The sequence below is a fragment of the Amycolatopsis sp. NPDC004368 genome, from assembly GCF_053602515.1.
This window is the reverse complement of the sequence record NZ_JBSGDT010000025.1, coordinates 25939-50252: the sequence shown is the minus strand read 5'-3', so window position 1 is coordinate 50252 and position 24314 is coordinate 25939. Positions and strand designations below refer to the sequence as shown.

Annotated in this window: 23 protein-coding genes and 1 pseudogene; 11 read left to right on the top strand and 13 right to left on the bottom strand. The window is 71.5% G+C overall.

Translation table 11 applies throughout. From position 1 onward, the window contains the following. Nucleotides 1-18 precede the first annotated feature (18 nt). On the top strand, nucleotides 19-1092 hold the full coding sequence (locus ACWEOE_RS29240) for a Glu/Leu/Phe/Val dehydrogenase dimerization domain-containing protein (RefSeq protein WP_452014708.1): 1074 nt from the start codon (nucleotides 19-21) through the stop codon (nucleotides 1090-1092). A 269-nt stretch (nucleotides 1093-1361) separates the two neighbouring features. On the opposite strand, the gene ACWEOE_RS29235 is transcribed toward ACWEOE_RS29240, so the two are convergent. The 3 genes from ACWEOE_RS29235 to ACWEOE_RS29225 all read right to left on the bottom strand — a co-directional run bounded on the left by ACWEOE_RS29235 (nucleotide 1362) and on the right by ACWEOE_RS29225 (nucleotide 2983). After that, nucleotides 1362-1547 (bottom strand): DUF5302 domain-containing protein, encoded by a 186-nt coding sequence (locus ACWEOE_RS29235; protein ID WP_452014706.1) that lies wholly within the window; start codon nucleotides 1545-1547, stop codon nucleotides 1362-1364. After that, the gene (locus tag ACWEOE_RS29230; protein WP_452014704.1) at nucleotides 1540-2034 is read right to left on the bottom strand and encodes a hypothetical protein; all 495 of its coding nucleotides are present in this window, start codon (nucleotides 2032-2034) and stop codon (nucleotides 1540-1542) included. Before ACWEOE_RS29230 ends, ACWEOE_RS29235 begins: the two co-directional genes overlap by 8 nt. Before the next feature lie 82 nt (nucleotides 2035-2116). After that, nucleotides 2117-2983 (bottom strand): alpha/beta fold hydrolase, encoded by an 867-nt coding sequence (locus tag ACWEOE_RS29225; RefSeq protein WP_452014702.1) that lies wholly within the window; start codon nucleotides 2981-2983, stop codon nucleotides 2117-2119. A 67-nt stretch (nucleotides 2984-3050) separates the two neighbouring features. Here ACWEOE_RS29225 and ACWEOE_RS29220 point away from each other — a divergent pair, with 67 nt between their 5' ends. Beyond that, a complete protein-coding gene (locus ACWEOE_RS29220) occupies nucleotides 3051-3779 on the top strand; it encodes a TetR/AcrR family transcriptional regulator (protein ID WP_452014700.1) in 729 nt (242 codons plus the stop codon). A gap of 169 nt (nucleotides 3780-3948) precedes the next feature. On the opposite strand, the gene ACWEOE_RS29215 is transcribed toward ACWEOE_RS29220, so the two are convergent. The 7 genes from ACWEOE_RS29215 to ACWEOE_RS29185 form a co-directional block, all read right to left on the bottom strand. Further along, on the bottom strand, nucleotides 3949-4593 hold the full coding sequence (locus ACWEOE_RS29215; protein ID WP_452014698.1) for a TetR/AcrR family transcriptional regulator: 645 nt from the start codon (nucleotides 4591-4593) through the stop codon (nucleotides 3949-3951). A gap of 126 nt (nucleotides 4594-4719) precedes the next feature. Beyond that, the gene (locus ACWEOE_RS29210) at nucleotides 4720-6414 is read right to left on the bottom strand and encodes a flavin monoamine oxidase family protein (protein WP_452014696.1); all 1695 of its coding nucleotides are present in this window, start codon (nucleotides 6412-6414) and stop codon (nucleotides 4720-4722) included. After that, nucleotides 6411-7181: a carbon-nitrogen hydrolase family protein gene (locus ACWEOE_RS29205; protein WP_452014694.1), complete on the bottom strand. Its 771-nt coding sequence runs from the start codon at nucleotides 7179-7181 to the stop codon at nucleotides 6411-6413. The genes ACWEOE_RS29210 and ACWEOE_RS29205 overlap by 4 nt, the downstream gene beginning before the upstream one ends. Next, complete coding sequence (locus tag ACWEOE_RS29200) at nucleotides 7178-8596, bottom strand: amino acid permease (RefSeq protein ID WP_452014692.1); 1419 nt, start codon at nucleotides 8594-8596, stop codon at nucleotides 7178-7180. Before ACWEOE_RS29200 ends, ACWEOE_RS29205 begins: the two co-directional genes overlap by 4 nt. A 146-nt stretch (nucleotides 8597-8742) precedes the next feature. Continuing rightward, nucleotides 8743-10038: a sensor histidine kinase gene (locus ACWEOE_RS29195; protein ID WP_452014690.1), complete on the bottom strand. Its 1296-nt coding sequence runs from the start codon at nucleotides 10036-10038 to the stop codon at nucleotides 8743-8745. A gap of 2 nt (nucleotides 10039-10040) precedes the next feature. Continuing rightward, complete coding sequence (locus tag ACWEOE_RS29190; RefSeq protein WP_452014688.1) at nucleotides 10041-10724, bottom strand: response regulator transcription factor; 684 nt, start codon at nucleotides 10722-10724, stop codon at nucleotides 10041-10043. A gap of 182 nt (nucleotides 10725-10906) precedes the next feature. Then, the gene (locus ACWEOE_RS29185) at nucleotides 10907-11944 is read right to left on the bottom strand and encodes a LacI family DNA-binding transcriptional regulator (protein ID WP_452014686.1); all 1038 of its coding nucleotides are present in this window, start codon (nucleotides 11942-11944) and stop codon (nucleotides 10907-10909) included. Nucleotides 11945-11981: 37 nt separating this feature from the next. On the opposite strand from ACWEOE_RS29185, the pseudogene pip reads away from it, so the two are divergent. The 5 genes and pseudogenes from pip to ACWEOE_RS29160 all read left to right on the top strand — a co-directional run. Beyond that, nucleotides 11982-12920 (top strand): annotated as a pseudogene (gene pip, locus ACWEOE_RS29180) (prolyl aminopeptidase); the annotation flags it as partial. 63 nt (nucleotides 12921-12983) lie between these two features. Further along, nucleotides 12984-13388, top strand: coding sequence for a nitroreductase family deazaflavin-dependent oxidoreductase (locus ACWEOE_RS29175; protein ID WP_452014824.1), 405 nt, complete (start codon nucleotides 12984-12986; stop codon nucleotides 13386-13388). A 54-nt stretch (nucleotides 13389-13442) separates the two neighbouring features. Beyond that, the gene (locus ACWEOE_RS29170) at nucleotides 13443-14237 is read left to right on the top strand and encodes a lysophospholipid acyltransferase family protein (protein WP_452014684.1); all 795 of its coding nucleotides are present in this window, start codon (nucleotides 13443-13445) and stop codon (nucleotides 14235-14237) included. Nucleotides 14238-14289: 52 nt separating this feature from the next. Beyond that, entirely contained in the window at nucleotides 14290-15684 is a 1395-nt protein-coding gene (lpdA, locus tag ACWEOE_RS29165; RefSeq protein WP_452014682.1) for a dihydrolipoyl dehydrogenase, read from the top strand. Between the two features lie 241 nt (nucleotides 15685-15925). After that, nucleotides 15926-17800: a S8 family peptidase gene (locus ACWEOE_RS29160; RefSeq protein WP_452014680.1), complete on the top strand. Its 1875-nt coding sequence runs from the start codon at nucleotides 15926-15928 to the stop codon at nucleotides 17798-17800. Between the two features lie 34 nt (nucleotides 17801-17834). Here ACWEOE_RS29160 and ACWEOE_RS29155 read toward each other — a convergent pair whose 3' ends face one another. Beyond that, nucleotides 17835-18542: a peroxiredoxin-like family protein gene (locus ACWEOE_RS29155; RefSeq protein WP_452014678.1), complete on the bottom strand. Its 708-nt coding sequence runs from the start codon at nucleotides 18540-18542 to the stop codon at nucleotides 17835-17837. A gap of 106 nt (nucleotides 18543-18648) precedes the next feature. Beyond that, nucleotides 18649-19281 carry a class I SAM-dependent methyltransferase gene (locus ACWEOE_RS29150; protein WP_452014676.1) on the bottom strand — a complete coding sequence of 211 codons (633 nt, stop codon included), beginning with the start codon at nucleotides 19279-19281 and terminating at the stop codon, nucleotides 18649-18651. A gap of 124 nt (nucleotides 19282-19405) precedes the next feature. Here ACWEOE_RS29150 and ACWEOE_RS29145 point away from each other — a divergent pair, with 124 nt between their 5' ends. The 3 genes from ACWEOE_RS29145 to ACWEOE_RS29135 all read left to right on the top strand — a co-directional run bounded on the left by ACWEOE_RS29145 (nucleotide 19406) and on the right by ACWEOE_RS29135 (nucleotide 21317). Then, a complete protein-coding gene (locus tag ACWEOE_RS29145) occupies nucleotides 19406-20137 on the top strand; it encodes an SDR family oxidoreductase (protein ID WP_452014674.1) in 732 nt (243 codons plus the stop codon). 101 nt (nucleotides 20138-20238) lie between these two features. Next, nucleotides 20239-20742: an RNA polymerase sigma factor gene (locus tag ACWEOE_RS29140; RefSeq protein ID WP_452014672.1), complete on the top strand. Its 504-nt coding sequence runs from the start codon at nucleotides 20239-20241 to the stop codon at nucleotides 20740-20742. Further along, a complete protein-coding gene (locus ACWEOE_RS29135; protein WP_452014670.1) occupies nucleotides 20739-21317 on the top strand; it encodes a hypothetical protein in 579 nt (192 codons plus the stop codon). The genes ACWEOE_RS29140 and ACWEOE_RS29135 overlap by 4 nt, the downstream gene beginning before the upstream one ends. Before the next feature lie 16 nt (nucleotides 21318-21333). Here the strand turns inward: ACWEOE_RS29135 and ACWEOE_RS29130 are convergent, their stop codons facing one another. Beyond that, a complete protein-coding gene (locus ACWEOE_RS29130; protein ID WP_452014668.1) occupies nucleotides 21334-22791 on the bottom strand; it encodes an ABC transporter substrate-binding protein in 1458 nt (485 codons plus the stop codon). A gap of 100 nt (nucleotides 22792-22891) precedes the next feature. On the opposite strand from ACWEOE_RS29130, the gene ACWEOE_RS29125 reads away from it, so the two are divergent. After that, nucleotides 22892-24226 carry an LVIVD repeat-containing protein gene (locus tag ACWEOE_RS29125; protein ID WP_452014822.1) on the top strand — a complete coding sequence of 445 codons (1335 nt, stop codon included), beginning with the start codon at nucleotides 22892-22894 and terminating at the stop codon, nucleotides 24224-24226. Nucleotides 24227-24314: the final 88 nt, after the last annotated feature.

Here is a 24314-nt window from a genome sequence, read left to right as displayed (position 1 = left end):
ACAAGGGAGTCACGCACCGTGACCGAAGGAGTGTTCGGCCGGCACAGCGGCCATGAACAAGTCGTGTACTGCCACGACGAGGCCAGTGGCCTCAAGGCCATCATCGGCATCTACTCCACCGCTTTGGGCCCCGCGCTCGGCGGCACCCGCTTCTACCCCTACGCCACCGAAGACGCCGCGCTCGACGACGTGCTCGCGCTCTCCAAGGGGATGGCGTACAAGAACGCGCTGGCCGGGCTCGACCTCGGCGGCGGCAAGGCCGTGATCCTCGGCGATCCGGCCGTCGTGAAGTCCGAAGCGCTGCTGCGTGCGTACGGCCGCTTCGTGCAGTCCCTCGGCGGCCGCTACATCACGGCCTGCGACGTGGGCACGTACGTGCAGGACATGGACGTGGTGGCCCGCGAGACGAAGTTCGTCACCGGCCGCTCGCCCGAAGACGGCGGCGCGGGCGACTCCTCGGTGCTCACCGCGTACGGCGTGTACCAGGGCATGCGCGCTTCGGCCGACCACGTGTGGGGCGTGCCGGAGCTGGCGGGGCGCCGCGTCGGCGTCGCCGGCGTCGGCAAGGTCGGGCACATCCTGGTCGGCCACCTCGTGGAGGCCGGCGCGCAGGTCGTGATCACCGACGTGTCGCCGCTCGCGGTCTCGCGGACCCAGGCGGCGTACCCGGGCGTCGAGGTGGTGTCCGATGTGGACACTCTCATTTCCACGGAGCTCGACGTTTTCGCGCCGTGTGCCCTCGGTGGCGTGCTGACCGACTCCACCGTGGCTGCTCTGCAGGCCCGCATCGTCTGCGGCGCCGCGAACAACCAGCTGGCCCACCCGGGCGTCGACAAGCTCCTCGACGACCGCGGCATCCTCTTCGCCCCCGACTACCTCGTCAACGCCGGCGGCGTCATCCAGGTCGACGACGAACGCCACGGCTTCGACTTCGCCCGCGCCCAACGCAAGACGACGGCCATCTTCGACACCACGAAGGCCGTCTACGCCCTGGCCCGCGCCGACGGCGTCCCCCCGGCCGCGGCGGCGGACCGGCTGGCTGAGCGCAGGATGGCGGACGTCGGACGGTTGCGGTCGATCCTGACGGTCTGATCGGATTTTCGACGGCGGAGTTCCCAAGACGTGTGCACGCTGCGCTGCACTGCACCCGCCTCGTTGAGCAGGAGCCGTTGCTGATCAACGCCAGCGCGCACTTCTTCGCGTTGGGGCGGGCCGTCCACCACCTGATCGTCCGCATGATGCGAACCGGTCGAACAGTGCTGAGGATCCATCTGCATGAGCGGGCCGACCGACGGAATCCGCGCATGAAAGAGGCCCTCTCACTCACCCGAGTGAGAGGGCCTTCCTCCGATCGGCGACGCTCAGCCGCTCTTGCGGCGGAACGTGCGCTTGTTCGCGGCCGGACCGTGGGCGTGCTGGTTCTTGCCGCCGCCGGTTTCGTGGGCGGAGCCGGAGCGGGTGTGGGCCTGCTTGCGCTCCAGGGCTTCGCGGAACTTGCGCTTGACGTCGTCCTCCTCGCCGCTGGGCGAGGGTTGCGGATCACTCATGCTTACCTCCGAAGGTGACGACGTGGGACCGTCCCAGCCTGGCACCGCCGGGAACCCGACGCGAGTCGATTTCGCCACACCGGGACACCTCAGAGTACCGACTGCCCCGTTCGGCCGGAGGCGGCGCGGACGGTTGCGGCGCGGGCCCGACCGCGTTGCGCGGCCGGGAGTGATCCACCACGAGCCCTGACAGCACGCCCACGACGAGCGCCGCGGCGAGGACCACGGCCACCCGGAGACTCGCGGTGTCGAACACGAGGTGCCCCTCGCGTCCGAGCACGAACCCGGACTCGACGGCCCACGCCACGGCGGCCACGCCCGTCGCCGCGGCCGGGGTCGTGCTTGTCGCGGCGGCGAGCACGACCAGGGCCAGCGGCACGAGTGCGTAGAGCGGGTGCGCGGTCGCCCCTGCGACGTCCGCGCCGATCGCCACGGCCACCACGGCGGCGCAACCGAGCGGGAAACCGAAACCTCCGGTGATGCGCATGGTTCCAGCTCAACGCGCCCGCGCGCGGCACGAGAGGCGCGGACGCTTTCCGTACAACCCGGGCCGTGTTCTTGACGGCGTCTTAACCCCGGCTCGTCGCCCGCACGATCGCCGCGACGATGTCCGGCCACAGGGGCTCGGGCAGGTCGTGGCCCATGCCCGGCAGGACCACGAGCTCGGCGTCCGGGATGGCGGCCGCGGTGGCCTTGCCGCCGCTCACGTCGACCATCGGGTCGGCGTCGCCGTGGACGACGACGGCGGGCAGGCGCAGGGAGCGCAGGGCCTCCGTCCGGTCGCCCGAAGCGACGATCGCCGCGGCTTGGCGCAGGGTGCCCACCGGGTGCTGGGCGCGGTCGTAACCGCGGGTGGCCTTCATCCGCAGGTACTCGTCCGTCGCCGGGTAGCCCGGGGAGCCGGTGGTGCGGTACGACGCGATGCTCTGCTCGATGGCCTCCTCCCGCGTCGCGGCGGGTGGGCGCGTCAGGGTGGCCAGGGCGTCGGGCGTGGTGTGGCCGACGCTGGGGTCGCCGGTCGTCGACATGATCGAGGTGAGACTGAGCAGCCGCGAGGGGTGGTCGATCGCGAGCTGCTGCACGACCATGCCGCCCATCGACGCCCCCACCACGTGGGCTCGGGAGAAGCCGAGGGCGTCGAACAGGCCGACCGTGTCGTTCGCGAGGTCCGAGAGCAGGTACGGCGCCGGGGCCTGCCCGGTGGCGATGGCCGCCAGGTCCGGGGCACCGAGGTCGTCGAGGTAGGTGGAGAGGCCGATGTCGCGGTTGTCGAAGCGGACGACGAAGAAACCGTGACTCGCGATGAGCTCGCAGAAGCCGGTTTCCCACGTCACCATCTGGGCGCCGAGGCCCATCACGAGCACGAGCGGAGGGCTCGTGGGGTCGCCGAAGGTGTCGTACTCGAGCTCGAGACTGTTGGCCAGGGCACGGGGCATGCCCTGATCCTGCCCTAGATCCCCGAATCCTGGCACGGGCCCTCGTTGTCCGGATACGGTACCTCGCATGCCGTCTTCGGACTCGCGGGCCGGGAACCGCCCTCGCTCGCGCGCGGCCGCGGGACTGCCGGCCGTCACCGCCGAAAAGGTGGTCGACGCGGCGGTCGCGCTCACCGCCGAGCGCGGCCTCGACAACTGGACGTTGCGCCAGCTCGCCGCGGCCGTCGACGCGTACCCGGCGGTGATCTACCACCACGTCGGCGACCGGGACGCGGTCGTGGCCGCGGTGCTCGACCGCGTCGTCGGGCTGCTGACCCTGCCCGCCGAGGACCTGCCGTGGCAGGAGTGGTTCGCCGAGCTGCTGGCCGACCTGCGCGTGGTCTTGCGAGCCCACCCCGGCACCGCGCGACGGCTGGTGCTGTTCGGGCCGTCGGTGTCGGCGGCCGCGCTGACCATCAACCGCGGCATCGGCGTGCTGCTCACCGCCGGTTTCCGCGAGGAGGCCGTGCTGGCCTACAACCTGCTGGTCGCCACGGCGTGCCAGTTCGTCGCGATGGAGGACGACCGCGACAGCACGCTCGCGTTGCGCCTGAACAACACCGAGGAATACGCGACCTACCACGACCGCGACGACCTGCCCGGCATGGCCGCGCACGGGCGCGCGATGCGACAGCTCATCACCGACCCCGACGCCGCCGCGAGCTGGTACGCGCACCTCTACGACTACGCGGTGCGCCGCTGCGTCGACGGCCTCGCCCACCGCCTGGCGGAGCTCGAGGCCGAGGCGCCGGCCTGAAACCCGCTTCCGGCCTGCGCCGAACGTGTGACCGCACCGGGGCGAACCGGGGGAAACTGACACCGAACCCACGCCGACCAGGCGTAACGTGGAAGGGAGCCGGGGGTCCTGGGACTCCTGGCCGGGGCCCCCGGCACTTTCCTCCCCCCTCGTGGTGCCGGGGGTTCCGTCATTCCGCGGGTCGTTCCGCGAGTTCTGCGCCCTGGATCAGCGGGAACACCTCACCGACCAGTGTGACCAGCGTTCTGCTCAGCAGCGTGTGCACCTGCCCCCGGTCGAGCGCACCGCGCACGAGCCACTCGCGCCCGGCGGCCTTCACCATGCCGGCGAACGCGCGCACGGCCGCGTTCAGCTCCTCGCCGTGCGCGCTTTCGCGAGACAGCCCGACGGCTTCGAGCACCCGGTCGGCCGACTCGCGGTCGGCCTCCTCGAGGATGCGGTCGACCTCCGGGTCGCGGCCGATTCCCTCGGGCGCGATCGCCGCGAGCCAGGTCTTCTCCTGCGAGTGCACCATGTCGAGGAACCAGTTGATGGCGGCGCCGGCGCGCAGTTCGAGCGGACCCTCGGGCAGGATCTCGATCGCGAGCCGCGGCACGGTCAGCGCGCGCCGCACGATTTCCAGGTACAGCTCGCGTTTCGTGCCGAAATAGTGGTTGATCAACCCCCGCGCGACACCGGCGGCCGCGGCGATGTCCGAAGTGGACACCTCCGAATAGGGTCGTTCGCCGAACAGGCGGGCCGCGCAGGCGTAAATCTGTTCTCTGCGCTCGTCCGGTTCCAGTCTCCGCCACTTCGGCGCCGGTTCCGTGTTCATGCGTAATATTTTCGCATGATCGGTTCAGTCGGGCCGACCGATCTCCGGCGGGTCGCGCGCGGGGCGACACCATCGTTGGCTACCGCCCGGTATGGCTTGACTGACGGAGGTGCCGGCGCCAGAAACTCAGTCCGGCAGCTCGATCGGCGCCAGATCGTCGTACAGATCCCCGGGACCGGGGTTGGCCGGTGCCGACTCGCCGCCTAAGTGGTGCTGCACGCCCCACACCGCGTTGAGCGCCGTCTGCACCGCGCCCTCGGCCCAGCCCGCGGTCCACGACACGTCGTCGCCCGCCAGGAACAGCCCGCGGTAGCCCTCGGGCAGCGTGTCCTGCTTGAAGTGCGTGAAGAGCCGGTGCTGGTAGCGGTAGTGCCCCGGCAGATTCGCCTTGAACGCGCCCATGAAGTGCGGTTCCGCCTCCCACGACACGGTCACCGGGTCGCCCACGAGGTGCTTGCGCACGTCGACGCCGGGGTAGATCTCGCGCAGCGACTGCAGCATCACCTCCACGCGTTCGGACACGCTCAGCGGCAGCCACTTCAGCGAATCGTCCGCCCACGTGTAGGAAAGGCAGATCACGGCGGGCTTACCGGGATCGTCGCCGAGCAGGTAGGTGCCGCGCGGCATGCGGTCGGTCAGCGTCATGCTCATGGTGTCGCGCCCGGTGGCCGGGTCGCGATCGAGCCAGAACGGCCGGTCCACCGGCACGAACACCTTCGACGACTCCATGTAGTGCGTGCGCTCGATCGCCGTCCAGTGGTCGATCGGGAACAGCGCTTCGTCGCATTCGATCTTGGACAACAGCATCCAGCTCTGCGCGGTGAACACCGCGGCGCGGAACGTGCGGATGTGCCCGGACGCGTCGGTCACGGTCACGTTGTTCGGCGCGGTGCGGTGCAGGCGCGTGACACCGGGGCGCGGCCGGCCGCCTTCGTGCAGCCCGGCGAGGCTCGTGCCGGCGGGCCAGTGCGCGAGCGATTCCGGGGCGTGGTCCCACAAGCGCACCGGCAGCTGCCTGCTGCCGCCGGTGATGCTGCGGTGCTCGTCGTCGGCGCCGGTGTACACGACGCGCAGGATTTCCAGGATCGAGTTGGGGAAATCGGTGTCCCAGCCGCCGGTGCCGAAACCGACCTGGCCGAAGATCTCGCGGTGGCGGAACGACGCGAACGCCGGCGAGTCACAGAGGAAACCGTAGAACGTCTGGTTGTCGAGCCGGGGAACGAGCTCGTTCCAGATCCGTTTCACGGTTTTCGCGTCGCGGTCGCGGATCGCGGTCTGCATCTCGGCGAACGACGCGTGCTCGTCGAGCGTGCGCTGCCACGCCTGCGCGACTTCCGTGAACACGGGCGGCAGGTCGTCCTGCGTGCGCGCGTAGTGGCTGCGCCCCTTGAGGTCCACGACCGTGCTCGGCGTCGCGGGCGCCAGCGGGTTCGGGAACGGCGAGGTCTTCAACCCCACTTCGTCGATGTAGTGGAACAACGCGGTGGACGCCGGCGGGAAACGCATGGCGCCCATTTCGGCGACCACGTCGTCGGGCAGGCCGGGGAAGTGGTGCGTGCGCAGGCGCCCGCCCAGCTCGGCGATCTCGTAGACCACCGGCCGCAGCCCGAGTTTCATGAGCTCGTACGCCGTGACGACGCCCGAAAGCCCGCCGCCGATCACGGCGACCTCGGTGCCGTGGTGTTCGGCGGGTACGGTGCCGAGTCCGGCGGGATGGGCCAGGTAGTCGTCGTAGGCGAACGGGAAGTCGGGGCCGAACATCGTGATCGGGCGCCCGGCCGGCTCGTCCGTGGGGATCGCGGTCGGGACGGCGGAAGTCATGTCTGGGGTCCTTCGGTCAGGGAGCGGTACAGCTCGGGCCGGCGGTCGGCCAGATAGGTGTTCACAGGCCGGGCGAGCACGGCCGGGGCGACGTCGGCGAAGATCAGCTCGGGTCCGTCGCCGGCTTTCGCCACGGTCTCGTCGGGTGAGGCGACGGTGGAGTGGCCGCAGTAGGTCAGCTCGGCCTCGGTGTCGCAGCGGTTGGCGTACACGACGTAGAGCTGGCTTTCGTGCGCGCGGATGGGCACGAGCACGTCGGCGACCCGGTCGTGGGGGCGCATCAACGCCGTCGGCACGAGCAGCAGTTGCGTACCGGCGAGCGCATGCGCGCGCACCGGCTCGGGGAACTCCACGTCGTAGCAGATGAGCAGTCCCACGCGCAGGCCGTCGAGGTCCGCTTGCACCACCAGCTCGTCGCCGGGGGAGAACCGGTCGCGGTCGAGGTCGCCGAACAGGTGCGTCTTGCGGTAGTTCGCGAGCCGTTCCCCTCGCGCCGACAGCAGTTGCGCCGAGTTGTACACGGCGTCGCCATCCCGCTCCGGGTAGCCGTAAACGAGTGCGACGCCGTGCTGGCGCGCGAGCGCGCCCAGCTCCCGCGCCAGCGGTCCGTCGGCGGGCTCGGCGCGGTCTGCGATCGCGGCGGCGCCGATCGCGTACCCGGTGGTGATCATCTCCGCGGTGACCAGGAGCGAAGCCCCGCGTTCGGCCGCCGTGGCCGCAGCGGCGGGCAGGTCCGCGAACGGCCCCTGGTGGACGGCGACGATCACGACGTAGCCAGCTTCGAACGCCGGATGCCGTAACCGAAGTACAGCACCAGCCCGAGCAGCATCCAGCCGCCGAACACGAGCCAGGTGGCGCCGTCGAGGCTGAACATCATGTACGCGCAGCACAGCACACCGAGGATCGGCGTGAGGGGGGAGAACGGCACGCGGAACGTGCGCGGGTCGTCGGGGCGGCGCCGGCGCAGCACGAGCACCGCGATGTTGACCAGCCCGAACGCGAAGAGCGTGCCGATGCTCGTGGCGTCGGCGAGCTTGCCCAGCGGCACGAACGCCGCGAGCACGGCCACGAACGCCGACACCACCAGGGTGTTGGTGCGCGGCACGCCGGTCTTCGCGTGCACTGTGGACAGTGCCTTCGGCACGAGCCCGTCGCGGGACATGGCAAAGAGGATCCGCGTCTGTCCGTAGAGGACGGTGAGGACCACGCTGGAGATCGCCACGATGGCCCCGACGGCGAGCACCCCGGCCCAGAACGGGCTGTCCAGCACCGAGCTCAGCACGTGCGACAGCGCGGCCTGCTTGTCGTCGAACTGCTGCCACGGCAGCGCCCCGACCGCCGCGACGGCCACCAGGCAGTAGAGCACCGTGACGATCCCGAGCGAGAGCAGGATCGCGCGCGGCAGGTCCCGCTGCGGGTTTCGCGCCTCCTCACCGGCGGTCGACGCGGCGTCGAACCCGATGTAGGAGAAGAACAGCTTCGCCCCGCCCGCGCTCATGCCCGCGAGACCCAGCGGCAGGAACGGCGTGAAGTTCTTCGCCCGCACGGCCGTGAACGCGATCGCGCAGAACAACACCAGCGTCGCGATCTTCACCACGACCATGATCGTGTTGGCCCGCGCGCTCTCCTTCGCCCCGGAAAGCAGCAGCACCAGCGCGAGCAGCACCACCACGATCGCGGGCACGTTCACCAGCCCGCCGTCGCCGGGCGGCCCGCTCAGCGACTCCGGCAGCGCGATGCCGAACGCGAGCCGCAGCAGCTCGTTCACGTATTGGCCCCAGCCGACCGCGACCGACGCCACGGACACGCCGTATTCGAGCACCAGGCACCAGCCGCAGACCCACGCCACCAGCTCGCCGAGCGTGGCGTAGGCGTAGGAGTACGACGAGCCCGACAGCGGGATCATGCCCGCGAGCTCGGCGTAGGACAGTGCGGAGAACAAGGCCGTGATCCCGGCGAGCACGAAGGAAACCACCACCGCGGGCCCGGCCACCGGCACGGCCTCGCCGAGCACCACGAAGATGCCGCTGCCCAGTGTGGCGCCGATGGACAGCGTGGTGAGCTGGCCCAGGCCCAGCGAGCGCCGCAACGGACCGTGGCCGGCTTCGGCCACCAGGTCCGCGACCGGTTTGCGGCGCCGCAGCGCTGTGCCGAGCCCGGAGCGGGTCGGGGTGGACGTCACTGGTCACTCCTCGTCGAGGCTGCGCTGAAGATCGATCGCGAGCCACGGTATCGAGCGAAGTGTGCCCCGAAAACTGGAGTACGTTGCGCATCCGGCGGAAATCCGGGTCTTTTCTTGCAGTTTCCCGGTCGGCAACGACGATCTGTTCACTCCACGAGAGCGGGCGGGGCGGCGGGATCCTCGGCCGGCAGCAGCAAGGTGAACGTCGTCGGGTGCGGGCTCGACAGCCGCAGCCGCCCGCCTTCGGCCTCGGCCAGGCTGCGGGCCAGCCGCAACCCGATGCCGTGGCCCTGCGGCGCGGTGCGCGCGCGGGCGAACGGGTCGGTGTCGCCCAGGTCAGGGCCTTCGTCGGTCACGTCGATGGCGAGCGCGCCGCCCGCGTCGCGCGCGAGGACGGTGACCCGGCCTCGGCCGTGGGTGATCGCGTTGTCCAGCAGCACCGCGAGCACCTGCCGCACGGCCGCCGCCGAGGCCCGCACGACCGGCGGGTCCTTCACCTCGACCCGCATCCCGCGGCCGTTGAGCAGCGCGGACCCGGCCCGGTGCAGCTCGTCGAGCACGGCCCCGAGATCGAGCTGCGCGCGAGGCGTCCGGCGTTCGCGGGAGAGCGCCAGCAGGTCGTCGATGGTGCGTTCCAGCCGGTCGGCCGAGCCGATGCCGGCGCGGATCGCCTCGTGCGGGTCGGTGCCCGGCGTCTCGAGCGCCGCTTCGAGCTGCAGCCGCAAGCCGGCGAGCGGCGTCCGCAACTGGTGCGAAGCCTCGGCCGAGAACGCGCGCTCGCGGTCGAGCGTCTCGCCGATCCGCTCGGCGGTCACGTCGAGGGCCACGCCGACCCGGTCGATCTCGGCGATGCCCGCGCGGGGCGCGCGGGCCGTCAGGTCGCCTTCGCCGAGCCGCGCCGCCGCCGCGGACAGCTGCTCCAGCGGCCGCGACAGGCGGGCTGCGAGGCGCCGGGCGATGAGCCAGCTCGCGGCGACGGCCGCCACCCCGAACCCGGCCATCCCGAGCCAGGTCAGGCCGACGCGGCGCAGGAGCAGTTCGTGGGGCACCGCGGCGCGGACCACGCCGGCCAGCCGCGCGCCGTCCATCACGGGTACCGCCAGCACGTCGTCGTCGCCCACCGGGCCGGACGCCACGTCGATGTCCGCGCCGGACACCCGGCTCACCACCGCGTCCGCGAAGTCCGGGCCCTGGCCGGAGACCAGCCGGCCCTGTGGGTCGTAGATCGCGACGGTCGCGGTGCCCTGCGCCGGCTCGCGCGGCACGCGCCCGGCGGCGAGCGCGTCGGACACTTCCAGCGCCGTGCCGTCGGCGGCCCGTTCGAGTTCCGCGCTGGTGTTCTCGCGGAAGTACCACAGCGCGGCGACCGCGAGCGGCAGGCCGAACAGCGCCGTGGCCACCACGGCGGCGAGCACCGTCAGCGTGACGATCCGGCGGCGCACGCTCAGGCCTCTTCCAACCGGTAGCCGTGTCCTCGCAGCGTCGCGATCCGCGGCACGTCCGCGGGGGCGGGTGCGGCGTCCGCGAGCTTGCGCCGCAGCGCGGCGATGTGCACGTCGAGCGTTTTCGTGGAGCCCTGCGCGGTGGCGTCCCAGACGTCGGCCATCAGCCGTTCGCGGCTCACCGCCACACCGGGCTGCTCGGCCAGGCGGGCGAGCAGGTCGAACTCGCGGGTCCGCAGATCCACTTCCCGTCCGGCGACGGTGGCGCGCCGGCGGGCCGGGTCGACCACGAGCGAGCCGACGGTCACCACGGGCTCCGCGAGGTTCGCGGGTGCGCCGCGCCGCAAGTGCGCCCGCACGCGCGCGAGCAGCTCGCCGAGGCGGATGGGTTTGGTGAGGTAGTCGTCGGCGCCCGCGTCGAGGCCCACGACCACGTCCATCTCGTCGGCCCTCGCGGTGAGGATCACCACCACGGCGCCGGGCATGCTCGTGCGCAGGCGCCGGCACACGTCCACGCCGTCGAGGTCGGGCAGGCCGAGATCGAGCAGCACGAGCTCGGCCCCGGGCTCGGCCAGCGCGCTGCGGCCGTCGCGGCACCAGCGCACCTCGTGGCCGTGGCGCGCGAGCGACGACTCCAGGACGCCGCCGATCGTCACGTCGTCCTCCACCACCAGCACCTTGGCCACGCGAGCAGCCTACTGTGCCGATTGTTACTGATCCGACCACAGCCACGGCCGAATGACTTCGCCGCAAGTGTTACGTGCCGCGAGGGGGGTCGGCCTACTTTTGGTCGGATCAGTAACCAGCGCCGCTGCGTAACCGGCCGGGGAAATCGGCAGCGACCCCTGGCGTCTACAAAGGACGGTGCTCAGCGACGCGGCCGAGCGGTGCTCTCGCGCAGCATCACCTCGGCGCCGAACCGCACCGTGCGGGCCCGCGTGCCCGAGCACTTCAACGCGAAGTCCATCGCTCGTTCGCCGAGCTTTTCCAGTGGCAGCGCGACAGTGGTGAGCGCCGGCGTGAGGTCGCGCACCACCGGGATGTCGTCGAAGCCGGCCACCGACATCTGACCCGGCACCGAGACGCCGGCCTCGCGCAGCGCCGCCAGCGCACCGGTCGCCATGAGGTCTGTGACGGCGAACACGCACGTCGGGCGGCGGCGTTTCGGGCGCTCCAGCAGCCGCTTGGCCGCGTCGTAGCCGCCGTCGCGGTCGAAGGAGGTCTCAAGCACGTCGTCCTCGGACAGGGGCACGCCGTGGGCGGCGAGCTCCTCGGCGAAGCCGTCGACCCGGTCGCACACCGTGGTGAGCCGCGAGGGCCCAGCCAGCACCGCGAACCGCTTGTGGCCCAGCCCGACCAGCGCCTTCGCCAGCGCGGCCGCGCCACCGCGGTTGTCGGGCAGCACGGTGTCCACCTTGAGGCCCCGGTGCCGGCTCACGGCCGCGACCTGGCCGCCGCCGCGGCGGTACGGGTCGAGCTCCGCGGCCATCGCGCGTTCCCAGGAGCGGTCCTCGAACGCCGAGCCGATCAGCACGATCGCCGACGCGCGCTGCGCCCGCAGCATCGAGACGTACGCCACTTCGCGGTCGGGGTCGCGGAACGTGTCGGCCAGCATCACGAGCATGCCGTTGGCGTTGGCCACCTTCATCACGCCGCCGGCGATCGTGGAAAAGTACGGATCGGACACGTCGTGACAGATGACCCCGACTGTCCGATGTGTCCCTCCGGCGAGTGCCTGTGCGTGTGCGTTGGGTGCATACGCGAGCTCAGCCGCGGCCGACATCACGCGATCGCGCAGGTCCGTGCGGACGGACGCGGTGCCGTTGAGCACGCGCGACGCGGTGGCGAGTGACACGTCGGCGCTTTGTGCCACGTCCGCGAGGGTCACGTGCGGGCCGGACTTCATCGCTCCTCCATGGTGGTTCCTCGGGCATAGTGGCCCCATGCTCGGTCTGTACCCGGAAATCGAACCCTACGTTCACGGGATGCTGCCGGTGGGCGATGGCAACGTAATCTACTGGGAGGAGTGCGGGAACCCCGCGGGCAAGCCGGTGGTGTTCCTGCACGGCGGTCCCGGGGGCGGCGCGTCGGCGCGGCACCGGCGGCTGTTCGACCCCGCGCGGTACCGGATCCTGCTGTTCGACCAACGCGGTTGCGGGCGCAGCACCCCCCACGGCAGCACGGCCGAGGCCGATCTCTCGGTGAACACGACCTGGCACCTCGTCGCTGATCTGGAGCTGCTGCGCGAAGACCGGGGCGTCGATCGGTGGCAGTTGTTCGGGGGCTCTTGGGGCAGCGTGCTTGCCCTGGCCTACGCCGAGCAGCACCCGGACCGCGTGAGCGAGCTGGTGTTGCGCGGCGTCGCGACCCTGCGCGTGAAAGAGATCCAGTGGCTCTACGGCGGTGGCGCCGCGTGCTTGTTCCCCGAGGCGTGGTCGCGGTTCCTCGCGCCGGTGCCCTACGCGCGCCGCAGCGACAACCTGCTCGAGGTCTACCACGAGCTGCTGCACCACCCGGATCCCGAAGTCCACGGCCCCGCCGCGGTCGCGTGGAGCCGGTGGGAAGGCGAGACGGTGAAGTACACGCCGCAGGAGGAGGTGGTGTCGGCGTTCACCGAACCGGAGTTCGCGCTCGCCATCGCGCGGATCGAGAACCACTACTTCCGCCACGGCGGCTGGTTCGCCGAGGACCAGCTGATCCGCGAGGCCGGGAAGCTCGCGGGCATCCCGTGCGTTCTGGTCCAGGGGAGGTATGACGTGGTAACCCCCGCCACCACGGCGTGGGAGCTGGCCCAGGTCCTGCCCGGCGCGGAACTGAAGATGATCTCCGACGCCGGTCACGCCTTCGACGAGCCCCGGATCCTGCACGAGCTGATCAGCACGACCGACCGGTTCGCGGCACCCTGGGGTGAGCACGCGATCGACGAACCGAGAGGAACGACACGGATGCTTTACGGTGACGAGCACGTCCGCCGCTACGAGGAGACCGACGGCGAGGTCGGCCACGAGTGGAAGCCCGGTGTGCCGACACTGGTCCTGACGACCAAGGGCCGCAAGTCCGGTGAGGACCGCAAGTTCGCGCTCATCTACCAGGAGGTGGACGGCAACCCGGTGATCGTCGCGTCCAAGGGCGGCGCGCCGAAGCACCCGGGCTGGTACCTGAACCTGCAGGCCGAGCCCGAGGTGCGTGTGCAGGTGAAGGCCGACAAGTTCACCGCCCGCGCTCGCACGGTGTCCGGCGAGGAGCGCGCGAAGCTGTGGGAAAAGCTCGCCGCCGTGTGGCCGGCCTACAACGACTACGCGAAGAAGACCGACCGCGAGATCCCCGTGGTGGTGCTCGAGCGGGTGTGATCCGCGCCGCGTCCGCGCCCCGGGGCCACCGAGCCGGGTGGTCTTCGGCTACGAATGACGCTCATGGCCCTGCCGAACCGGACGCGCGACCGCTGGACCTCCCTCGACCACGAGGGGGAGCTGCTCACCTTCAGCCAGATGCAGGCCTACGGCCGGCGCTTCGCCCGCGCCGGCCGTGGTGCCTGGTACAGCCTCGCGATCGAGGTGGTCTGGCAGTTCCTCGTGCTGTTCAGCCGCTTCCGCGTGCGGGGCTCGCGCCACATCCCCGCTTCGGGCGGGGTGCTCGTCGCCTCGAACCACCTCTCGTTCGCCGACCCGGCCACGCTCACGGCGTTCTGCCTCGCCGCGGGCCGGGTGCCGCGCTACTTGGCGAAGTCGAGCCTGTGGGACGCGCCGGTGATCGGCTCGGTCATGCGCTCGGGCCGGCACATCCCGGTTTACCGGGGCGCCGCGACGGCGTCCGACGCCTACCGCGACGCGGTGAAGGCCGTGGCGGCGGGGGAGTGCGTGACGATCTTCCCCGAGGCCACGTTCTCGTCGGACCCGGCCGGCTGGCCCATGAAGGGCAAGACCGGCGCGGCCCGGATCGCGCTGGAGACCGGGGTGCCGGTGGTGCCCGTCGCGAACTGGGGGACGCACCACCTGCTGCCCGCCGGGTCCCTGCTGCCGCACGGGGTGCCGCGCAAGACCGTGTCACTGCTGGCGGGGCCACCGGTGGACCTTTCGGACCTGCGTGGCGTCGAGCTGACGCGCGAAGTGCTCGAAGAAGCGACGGCGCGGATCATGCGGGCGGTCACGGAACTGCTGGCCGAGCTGCGCGGCGAAACGGCGCCCGCGGACCGTCCGTGAGGCGAGCACCGTCACCCCGCCTTCGTGGCCCGTTCGGGGTAATTTGGACGGTATGAGTGCACACTATGACGTCGTGGTCCTGGGGGCCGGTGTCGGCGGCTACGTGGCCGCCATTCGCGCCACGCAACTCGGTCTGAGCGCGGCGGTCGTCGAGGAGAAGTACTGGGGTGGGGTGTGCCTCAACGTCGGCTGCATCCCGTCGAAGGCGCTGCTGCGCAACGCCGAGCTCGCCCACACCGTGAAGGAGGAGGCCGCCACCTACGGCATCTCCTCCGACGGCGAGATCCGCTTCGACTACTCGGCCGCCTACGAGCGCAGCCGCAAGGTCGCGGACGGCCGCGTCAAGGGCGTGCACTTCCTGATGAAGAAGAACAAGATCACGGAGTACGACGGCCACGGCACGTTCGTCGACGACCACACCCTCGAGGTCAACGGCGAACGCATCACGTTCGGCCACTGCGTCATCGCCACCGGCGCCACCGCGCGGCTGCTGCCCGGGACTTCCCGCAGTGACCGGGTCGTCACCTACGAACAGCAGATCCTCGAGAACGAGCTGCCCGAGAGCATCGTCATCGCGGGCGCCGGCGCGATCGGCGTCGAATTCGCGTACGTGCTGCGCAACTACGGCGTGGACGTGACCATCGTCGAGTTCCTCGACCGCATGGTGCCGCTCGAGGACGCCGAGGTGTCCGCAGAGCTGGCCAAGCGCTACCGCAAGCTCGGCATCAAGGTCCTGACCGGCACGAAGGTCGAGGCCATCGAGGACCCTGGTGACTCCGGCGCCAAGGTCCGCGTCACGGTGTCGAAGGACGGCAAGCAGGACGTGCTGGAGGCCGACAAGGTCCTGCAGGCCATCGGTTTCGCGCCCAACGTGAAGGGCTACGGCCTGGAGAACACCGGCGTCGAGCTCACCGAGCGCGGCGCGATCGCGGTGGACGGGCGCGGGCGCACCAACGTGCCGCACCTGTTCGCGATCGGCGACGTGACCGCGAAGCTGATGCTGGCGCACGCCTCGGAGTCCATGGGCGTCGTCGCGGCCGAGACGATCGCCGGCGCGGAGACCATGGAGCTCGACTTCGTGATGATCCCGCGTGCCACCTACTGCCAGCCCCAGATCGCCAGCTTCGGCTGGACCGAGGCCCAGGCCCGCGAAAAGGGCTACGACGTCCAGGTCGCCAAGTTCCCCTTCACGGCCAACGGCAAGGCCCACGGCCTCGGCGACGCCGCCGGCTTCGTGAAGATCCTGAGCGACGCCAAGTACGGCGAGATCCTCGGCGCCCACCTCATCGGCCCGGACGTGACCGAGCTGCTGCCGGAGCTCACGCTGGCGCAGCAGTGGGACCTGACGGTGCACGAGGTCTCCCGCAACGTCCACGCCCACCCCACGCTGGGCGAGGCGGTGAAGGAAGCCATCCACGGGTTGGCCGGGCACATGATCAACTTCTGATCCTCGCTCCCACCGGCGCCGGATCGTCCACTGCGGACGGTCCGGCGCCGGCTGTTCACCCAGCCCCACCCACCTCCCGGTCGCACCTCCACGACCGGGTGACCGGTGGCTACGCTGACCACCGCGTCCGAGGTCTGGACACACCGGATGATTCAAACTTTTGTCGGTGTACGGCGCGGTGGTGACTCTCTAGGTTCGTCTGACTACCGCCGGTGGAGCGGGCGAGGCAGGGAGAGAGTCGATGCGGAGATTCAGCCGGGCCGCCACTCGGTCGGTTCCGTTGGCGGTGGGGGTCGTGCTGCTGGGCGCCGGGGTGGCGACCGCGCAGCCGTCCGCGGCCGACGTGGCCGCGCACCGCACCGAGGCCGGCATCAGCGCGTTGCAGGGCATCAAGCGGTCGCTCACGCCCGCCGAGCGCAAGCAGGACAGCCGGCTCGTGGTCGAGAAGCGGTTGCGCGCCGATCGGGCGCTCGCGGCCGCGCTGCCGGACTACCGCACCGGGCTCACCGGCGACGTGGTGGCGGTCGACATCACCGGGGCCGCCGGGACCGCCGTGGCGCAGGCCGTGCGTGCGGCCGGGGACACCGTCCGCTATGCCGCACCGGACGGTGCCGTGCGCGCGGATCTGCCGCTCGGCGCGGTGGACCGGATCGCGGCGCGCGGCGACGTCGCCGCGGTCGCGCCGGCGGCGAAGGCCACGACGTGGAGGGAAAAAAGCGCGGTGGTCGCCCAGGCCGTCACGCAGGTGTCCGAAGGGGACAAGGCGCACGGCGCCGACACCGCCCGCGCCCAGTACGGCGTGACGGGCTCGGGCATCAAGGTGTGCGTGCTCTCCGACGGCGTCAACTCGCTGGCGAAGTCGCAGGCCGCCGGAGAACTGCCGGCCGTCGACGTGCTGCCCGGCCAGGCCGGCAGCGGCGACGAGGGCACCGCGATGCTCGAGATCGTCCACGACCTCGCGCCGGGCGCCACGCTGGGCTTCGCCACGGCGTTCACCAGCGAAGCGAGCTTCGCCGCCAACATCCGCGCCCTGCGCACCACCGGCGGCTGCACGGTGATCGTGGACGACGTCGCCTACTTCGACGAGTCACCGTTCCAGGACACGCAGGTCGCGCAGGCCGTCAACGACGTCACCGCCGCGGGCGCGCTCTACTTCTCCTCCGCCGGCAACTCCGGCAACCTCACCGACGGCACCAGCGGCTACTACGAGGGCGACTTCCGCTCCTCGGGCACCACGCTGGCGGGCATCAGCGGCACGCCGCACGACTTCGACCCCGGCTCGGCCACGCAGACGTCCGACCCGCTGTCGGCGGGGTCGCTCGGCAAGCCCGTCACGCTGTTCTGGTCGGACCCGTGGGGCAAGTCGGGCAACGACTACGACCTGTTCGTCCTCAACGCGTCCGGCAGCGTCGTGTCCTCCAGCGACAACCCGCAGACCGGTTCGCAGAACCCGTACGAGGTCGCCTCGGTGCCCACCACCGGCTCGGGCTACCGCGTCGCCGTGGTCAAGTACAGCGGCGCCGACCGGTTCCTCGCGCTCAACGTGATCCGCGGCCGGTTCGTGGCTTCGGGTTCGCTGCAGGCGTTCAGCACCGCCGGCGTCACCTCGGGCCACTCGGCCGCGGCCGACGCGTTCAGCGTGGCGGCGACCCCGGCGGCGACGGCCTTCGGGCGCCCGCTGGAGGTGGGCGACCCGGCGAACCCGGCCGGTCCGTACCCGGGCGTGTTCACCTCGGCGAGCAGGTGGGAACGCTTCACCTCCGACGGTGCGCGCCGCGTCTTCTACCGCGCCGACGGAACCGCGCTGACGCCCGGCAACGTCTCCTCCACCGGCGGCGTGGTCCGGGCCAAGCCGGACCTCACCGCGGCCGACGGCGTCGCCACCTCCGTGCCCGGCTTCCAGCCCTTCTACGGCACCTCCGCGGCCGCCCCGCACGCGGCGGCGATCGCGGCGCTCCTGCTGTCGGGCAAGCCCACCGCGACGCCCGCCGAGATCCGCTCGGCCCTGGTGTCGAGCGCGATCGACCTGGGCGCACCGGGCCACGACCCGGTGACCGGCGCCGGGGTGATCATGGCGGGCCCGGCGCTGGCGGCGCTGGGCGTGCCGCAGAGCTAGGCGTCTCCGGTGGCCCGGCCCTGCCCGGCCGGGCTCACCGGAGCCGATCGAGAACTTCGAGGATTTGCGCAGGGTCGGCGCGGTACATGTAGTCCGGGTCGGCGTGCACGAACCTGACCACCCCCTCCGCGTCGAGCACGAAGGTGCCGGGGATCGGCAAGGCCTGGCGGGATGTGCCGTGGTAGCTCGGGACCGGGTGGCCGACTTCGGAGTACATCTCCTGGAGCTCGGCTGGCAGGTCGTGGACCAGGCCGTAGGACCGGGCCACGGCGAGGTCCGTGTCGGAGAGGACCTCGTAGCCGAGTTCGAGCCGTTGGGCGAGCGTGAGGGAGTTGTCGGGGGTCATGCCCGAGATCGCCACGAGGGTGGCGCCGAGTTCGGTGATCCGGGGCAGGTGCTGCTGCAGTGCCCGCAGTTCGAGGTTGCAGAACGGGCACCAGGAACCCCGGTAGAACGTGAGGACCACCGGTCCGCGGGCGAGAAATCCGCCCAGCGAGCGCTGCTCACCGAAGGCGTTGCGCAGCTCGAACTCCGGAGCGGTGCTGCCGGGCCGAGGCACCCGGTCGAGGTCGTGCGAGTTCCGCAGCTGCCGGGTCGAGCGGTCGATCACGGCGTTGTGCGCGGCGCTGTGATGGGTGGAGCGGATCTCGCGCAAGCGCGCCAACGCCTCGGGCAGGTCGAACGGCCCTGGGGGCAGGATCTTCACCCAGCCCCAGTCGTCTTTCGGGCGAACCTCGTCCACTGATCTCCTCCACTGGGCCGCCGGTGGCGAATGACCAAGAGTCCCTTGGTTCGGTGAAATCCTATCGGGACTCGGGCCCGTGGTCGAAGATCCACTTCGGTGGTCGCTACCGGCTGGTGACCAGCAGGTGGAACGCGCGGCTGCCCTCACCGATGCGTTGGTGGCGGGTCAGGGTCAGCTGGGCCTCGCCGAGTGCGGTCTCGACGTCCGCGACGGGCCGCAGGCGGAAGCCGTGGCCGGTGAAGGGGAAGGTCGCCATCACGTCCGGGTCGCCGATGCCGAGCACGAAGCGGCCGCCCGGGGTGAGCACGCGGGCGACCTCCGAGAACGCCAGGCCGATGTCCTCGACGAAGTACACCGTGTTGAGCGTGATCACGGCGTCCATCGACGCGTCTTCCAGCGGCAGCGCGGTGATGGTGCCGCGGTGCAGGCGCAGGCGGCCCGCCGCGATGTTGGCGGGGAAGGCCGAGCGGGCCTTGGCGATCATGGTGTCGGACACGTCGACGCCGTGCACCGTGCCGCCCGCGGCCGCGCGCAGCAGGCGATCGAGGCCCAGACCGCCGCCGAAGCCGATGTCGAGGGCGGTTTCGCCGGGTTTCAGCTCGAGTGCTTCGACGGCGGCGGTCACGTTGCCGCGGTTGGCCCGGTTCAGCAGCCGGCCGACGGCCCGGCCGGGCAGCCCACTGGGGTGGCCGAGCTGCCGCGCCAGCCCGGCGAGCAGAGTGTCTCGTGGTCCCATTTCCGCAAGTCTGCCCCCGTGGCGGGCCCGCGTCCACGCTGTGGATTGTGGGGTGCCTGCTTGCGCGTCACGAGCAGCGTCGCCTTGTGGTTAGGTACGGGCGACACCGGGAGGGGTTCACGTGATGAAGACGGCAGTGGTCACCGGGGCGGGTTCGGGCATCGGCCGGCGGGTCGCCCGTGCGTTGCTGGACGCCGGCTACCGCGTCGTCCTGGCGGGTCGCCGTGTCGAGGCGCTGCGCGAGACCGCGGGCGAGAGCCCGGAAGCGCTGGTCGTGCCCACCGACGTCGCCTCGCCCGACGCCGTGGCCGCCCTGTTCGAGACGGTGCGCGAGCAGTGGGGCCGCCTCGACCTGCTGGTGAACAACGCCGGTGTGTCCGCGGGCGGCACGGTCGCCGACCTGACGCTGGAACGCTGGCGGCGCGTGGTCGACACCAATCTCACGGGCATGTTCGTGTGCGCCCAGCACGCCGTGCGCCTGATGAAGGACCAGGACCCGATGGGCGGGCGGATCATCAACAACGGCTCGATCTCCGCCCACGCGCCGCGTCCCTCGAGCGTCGCCTACACCGCCACCAAGCACGCCGTGACCGGCCTGACGAAGTCGATCTCCCTCGACGGCCGCGCCTGGAACGTCGCGTGTGGACAGATCGACATCGGCAACGCCGCCACCGAGATGACCGAGCGCATGTCCGCCGGCATCGCCCAGGCCGACGGTCGCGTGCTCGCCGAGCCCACCTTCGACGCCGGCCACGTGGCCGACGCGGTGCTGTACATGGCCGGCCTGCCCCTGGACGCCAACGTGCAGTTCCTGACCATCACGGCGACCCGGATGCCGTTCATCGGGCGGGGATGACGTTCGCGCGGCGGACCGGGGCCCGACCGGAGAACTTCGCGAAGCCGTGCAACCTCGCAGGACTCCACCCTCGTATGGAGTGGTGAACGAGGGGTGGTGACGTGGCGGATCGGAAGAGCTTCACCGACGTGGCGAGGAATCGGGCGCCGCAGTGGGCCAGGGTGGCGTTCCTGATGTGCGGTGACTGGGCGCTGGCCGAGGACATCGTGCAGGTGACCCTGCTGCGGCTGTACAAGCGATGGCACCGGCTGGACCCGGAGGGCATCGAGTCCTACGCGCGCAAGGTCATGGCGCGCCTGGCGATCGACGCCGCCCGTCAGCCGCACCGCCGCCGCGAACTGCTGACCACGCCACCCGAACGGTCGCAGCCCGGTCCGGCTGTCGAGGACGGTGCCGAGGTCCGCGCCGCCCTCGACGCGCTGGGGCCCAAGCAGCGGGCGGTACTGGCCCTGCGTTTCTACTGCGACCTCTCCGTCGCCGAGACCGCGGCGGCGATGCGGATCAGCGAAGGGACCGTGAAGTCCCAGTGCGCACGGGCGTTGGCCACAGTGCGGGCCCGGCTGTCGACCACCACGCCGAACCCGGCCGAAAGGGTCCTGCCATGACGACGGAACGAGAACTGCTCCAGCAGGCGATCGGCTCGCACCAACCTCCGGTGTCGCTGGACTTCGAGGCGATCGAGGCACGGGGGGCGCGCGCCGTCCGGCGGCGCACCGCACTGACCTTGGCGGGCAGCGCCGCGGCCGTGGTCCTCGTCGGACTCGGCGCGGTTTCTCTGCTGACCCGCGCCACTCCCCAGGTGGTGACGCCCGCCTCGCCCGGTCAGATCACGACCGCTGCGCCCTCCCAGCGTGAGATCGCCTACTGCTACGAGAACGCCGACATCACCAGTACCGAACCCCATCAGCACGTGCCCTTCGGCATCAGTGGCAGTGGCCCCAACGGCCGCGGTGACGCCGCCGCTGAGAGTATGTCCATTTGCGCCGACGCCTGGTCTCAGGACTACCACCAGTGGCAGAAGCCCGGTCTGCCCCGGGTCGTTCCGCCGCTCGTCGCGTGCGTCCTGACGTCGGCCGCCGTCGACATCGAGCCCGAGGCCGTCGGCGCGGTCGGAGTGTTCCCGGGAGACGCGACGACGTGTGCGTCGATGGGTCTGGCTGTCGCGAAAATCGAGAAATAGCGCGAAACCCCGACCGTCACACGGAAATCTCCGCCAGCTCGATCCCCGAGAACGCCGCCGCCCTCACGTCGTGCACGCGGGGCGACCACACGGCGTGCCCGTGGCCGGTCCACAGCGGAGCCACCGGCAGGTCGCGCAGCAGCTGGTTCTCGGCCACCCGGTACAGCTGGCCCGCTTCGGCGGGGGTGGCGGCGGCCTCCGCGGCGGCGAGGTCCTGCCGGAAGCCGTCGTCGGTGTAGCCGGCCGCGGAGGCCAGCGTCGAGAGCAGGTCGGCGGGGCTGGCGGAGGCGGGCTTGAGGTCCACAGTGGACAAACCCAGGGCCTGTCCGGTGGGGCGCTGCGCCGCCGTCACCGGCACGCCGAGGGTGGCGGCCAGGCCGGAGGCGAGGGGGCGCGTCCAGATGCCCGCCCCGGGGTCGAAGTACACCGTGGTCGCGCCGGTGAAACCCGACTGGCCGAGCAGGGACTTGGCGGCCGCCGCGTCGAAGGTGCAGGGGCGGCAGGTGCCGGTGCGTTCGCCGGGGGCGTCGGCGGGCGGGAGGAGGGCCTGGGCCGGGTCGACCTGGTGGGCCAGCGGGCCGGCTTCGAGCGCGCCGCGGTCGATGGCGAGGGCGAAGGCGTGGCGGACGGTCGCGTCGGCGAAGCGCGGGTCGCCGGCGGGGAACACGAGGTAGCCGGCCTCGGGCAGCGGCCAGGTGGTGTGGCGGTCGGCGAAGTCGGCGTGCATGGCTTCGTGCCGGTCGCCTGCGACAGAGGCGACGAGGTCGAGCGAGCCGTCGCGCACGGCGTCGTACTGGTCCACCGGGTCGCCCACGCGCAGGTCGACCTCGCTCGCCTTGCCCTCGGCCGGGGTGACTCGCAGGAGGGTGCCGCCGGTGCCGGGGGCCCAGCCGTCGGCGAGGCGGAAGGGGCCGTCGCCCACGGGGTGGCGGGCGAAGGCGTTCCAGTCGCGCGAGGCGAGCACCGAGGCGGGCATCGGCACGAGCCCGGGTGTCGACAGCCACGCCGGCACCTGGCTGCTCGGCCGGTCGAGCACGAGCTGGATCGTCGAGGTGTCGGGCGCGGTGATCTGCTTGGCCCGCAGCGACTTCGTCAGGACCGGGGTGGTCTTCCAGTTCTCGCGGGTGATCGCCCGCCAGGTGTCCACATAGGACTCCGCGGTGACGGGGGTGCCGTCGTGGAAGCGCAGGCCCGGGCGCAGCTTCACGGTCCACGTCACGCGGTCGGTGCTCGTGATCGACGCGGCGGCGCGCGGCGTGAGCTTGCCCGTGGCCGGGTCGTAGTCGGCGAGCGGTGTCCACAGCGCGCCGGTGACGAGGCGCCCGGCCTGATCGTCGACGTCGGCGGGCAGGAGCGTGCCCGGCTCCTGCAGCCCGACGGTGACGACACCGGGGCGGGCCGGTTCCTCGGACGAACAGCCGGCGAGGGTGGACAAGGCCACCACGGCGGCGAGCAAGGCGGCGGGCAGGCGCATGGAGTCTTAATACCAGGCGGAAAGCAACGAAAGGCGGTTGTGTCCGGTTGGTCACCGTCTTAGAGTGCAACGGTCACGCTGGGCGTTCTGGGAGGTTCGTGTGCGCCGTTGGTGGGTTCGATCTTGTCTCGCCCTGTCCACCGTCGCCGCGACACTCGTCGCGACCGGCCTGCCCGCCGCCGCGTGCGGCGAGGACGACAAACCCGCTGCCCTGGCCAAACACACCGCGGGCGACCCGGGCGCGGTCAAGGGCGTGCGCGCCGTCGGCAACCTGCCCGACGCCGCGGGCGCGATCTCGGCCAACTTCCTGCAGGTCGGCCACCGCGACGTGATGGTGGTGTCCGGCGAGTTCGGCCTCAAAGTCTACGACCTGACGAAGAACCCCGCCGCGCCGAAGGCGGTCGGCCAGCTCAGCCTGCCGGGCCTGTGGGAAACCGAGGACACCGAGGTCGACGCCCAGCGCAAGCTGGTCTTCCTCTCCCGCGACCCGCGTGCGTTCGAGGGCAACACGCACACGGGTGAATCGGGCATCTACGTCGTCGACGTCTCGCGGCCGGAGAAGCCCGCGATCCTCAGCTACGTGCGCGTGCCCGCCGGCCACACCACCAGCTGCGTCGACGGCTGCCGCTACCTGTGGACCGGCGGCCCCGCGAAGGCCGACGACCAGCCGGCCGACTGGGGCGGGCGCCCGATCTGGGTCACCGACGTGCGCAACCCGCGCCACCCCGTCGTCCACCCGGACCCCATCGAACTCGCCCGCAACGACGGCCAGACCGACTACGTCCACGACGTCCAGGTCGACTCCGCAGGCGTGGCCTGGGTGTCGGGCCGCGGCGGCGTCCGCGGCTACTGGACCAACGGCCTGCACCGCGACCCCCTGCGCGGCGGCATCCACCGCGCCACCGCCCTCGAACCGATCCCGTACGCCGGCGGCGGGGTCGACGAGACCGCCGCGCCGTCGAAGTTCCTGCACAACAGCTTCCACCCGGTCGGCCCGGGCGCGGCCGGAGCCTGGCGCGGCCACGACCTCGTGTACGCCACCGAGGAAAGCTTCCTCGACGGCTGCGCCGGCGACGGCGTGCTCACCATCTCCTCGCTCGCCGGCTCCTACCACGGCGAAGGCTGGCGCTCGACCCCCGCCGACCCCTTCCGCCTCTCCCCGGTGGGCACCTGGAGCGTCGCCGGCCAGGAAGGCAGCGACCCCGTCTCCGACGACTGCTCCGCGCACTACTTCGACCTGCGCGGCCACGTGCTGGTCCAGTCGTTCTACTCGCAGGGGACCCGTTTCCTCGACGTCAGCGACCCCACGAACCCGCGGCAGATCGCGTACTACCGGCCGGCGGATGCGGCTTCGTGGGCGCCGTATTGGCATGACGGGTATGTGTATGTCGCGGACAACACCCGTGGGGTGGACATCCTGAAGCTGACTGCCTGAGGTTCAGCGGCCGCGTCCGGCGGCGCGGCGAATTGCCGCCGGCCGTCGTTGTCCTCGACTGATTGGTTCAGTTCGCCATCTCGCGGCC

Coding starts and splice junctions, on each gene's coding strand:
- ACWEOE_RS29145 (WP_452014674.1), top strand. CDS start 19,406: ATGAAGACGGCAGTGGTCACCGGGGCGGGTTCGGGCATCGGCCGGCGG.
- ACWEOE_RS29160 (WP_452014680.1), top strand. CDS start 15,926: ATGCGGAGATTCAGCCGGGCCGCCACTCGGTCGGTTCCGTTGGCGGTG.
- ACWEOE_RS29210 (WP_452014696.1), bottom strand. CDS start 6,414: ATGACTTCCGCCGTCCCGACCGCGATCCCCACGGACGAGCCGGCCGGG.
- ACWEOE_RS29170 (WP_452014684.1), top strand. CDS start 13,443: ATGACGCTCATGGCCCTGCCGAACCGGACGCGCGACCGCTGGACCTCC.
- ACWEOE_RS29150 (WP_452014676.1), bottom strand. CDS start 19,281: ATGGGACCACGAGACACTCTGCTCGCCGGGCTGGCGCGGCAGCTCGGC.
- ACWEOE_RS29230 (WP_452014704.1), bottom strand. CDS start 2,034: ATGCGCATCACCGGAGGTTTCGGTTTCCCGCTCGGTTGCGCCGCCGTG.
- ACWEOE_RS29225 (WP_452014702.1), bottom strand. CDS start 2,983: ATGCCCCGTGCCCTGGCCAACAGTCTCGAGCTCGAGTACGACACCTTC.
- ACWEOE_RS29175 (WP_452014824.1), top strand. CDS start 12,984: ATGCTTTACGGTGACGAGCACGTCCGCCGCTACGAGGAGACCGACGGC.
- ACWEOE_RS29135 (WP_452014670.1), top strand. CDS start 20,739: ATGACGACGGAACGAGAACTGCTCCAGCAGGCGATCGGCTCGCACCAA.
- ACWEOE_RS29215 (WP_452014698.1), bottom strand. CDS start 4,593: ATGAACACGGAACCGGCGCCGAAGTGGCGGAGACTGGAACCGGACGAG.
- ACWEOE_RS29220 (WP_452014700.1), top strand. CDS start 3,051: ATGCCGTCTTCGGACTCGCGGGCCGGGAACCGCCCTCGCTCGCGCGCG.
- ACWEOE_RS29235 (WP_452014706.1), bottom strand. CDS start 1,547: ATGAGTGATCCGCAACCCTCGCCCAGCGGCGAGGAGGACGACGTCAAG.
- ACWEOE_RS29130 (WP_452014668.1), bottom strand. CDS start 22,791: ATGCGCCTGCCCGCCGCCTTGCTCGCCGCCGTGGTGGCCTTGTCCACC.
- ACWEOE_RS29185 (WP_452014686.1), bottom strand. CDS start 11,944: ATGAAGTCCGGCCCGCACGTGACCCTCGCGGACGTGGCACAAAGCGCC.
- lpdA (WP_452014682.1), top strand. CDS start 14,290: ATGAGTGCACACTATGACGTCGTGGTCCTGGGGGCCGGTGTCGGCGGC.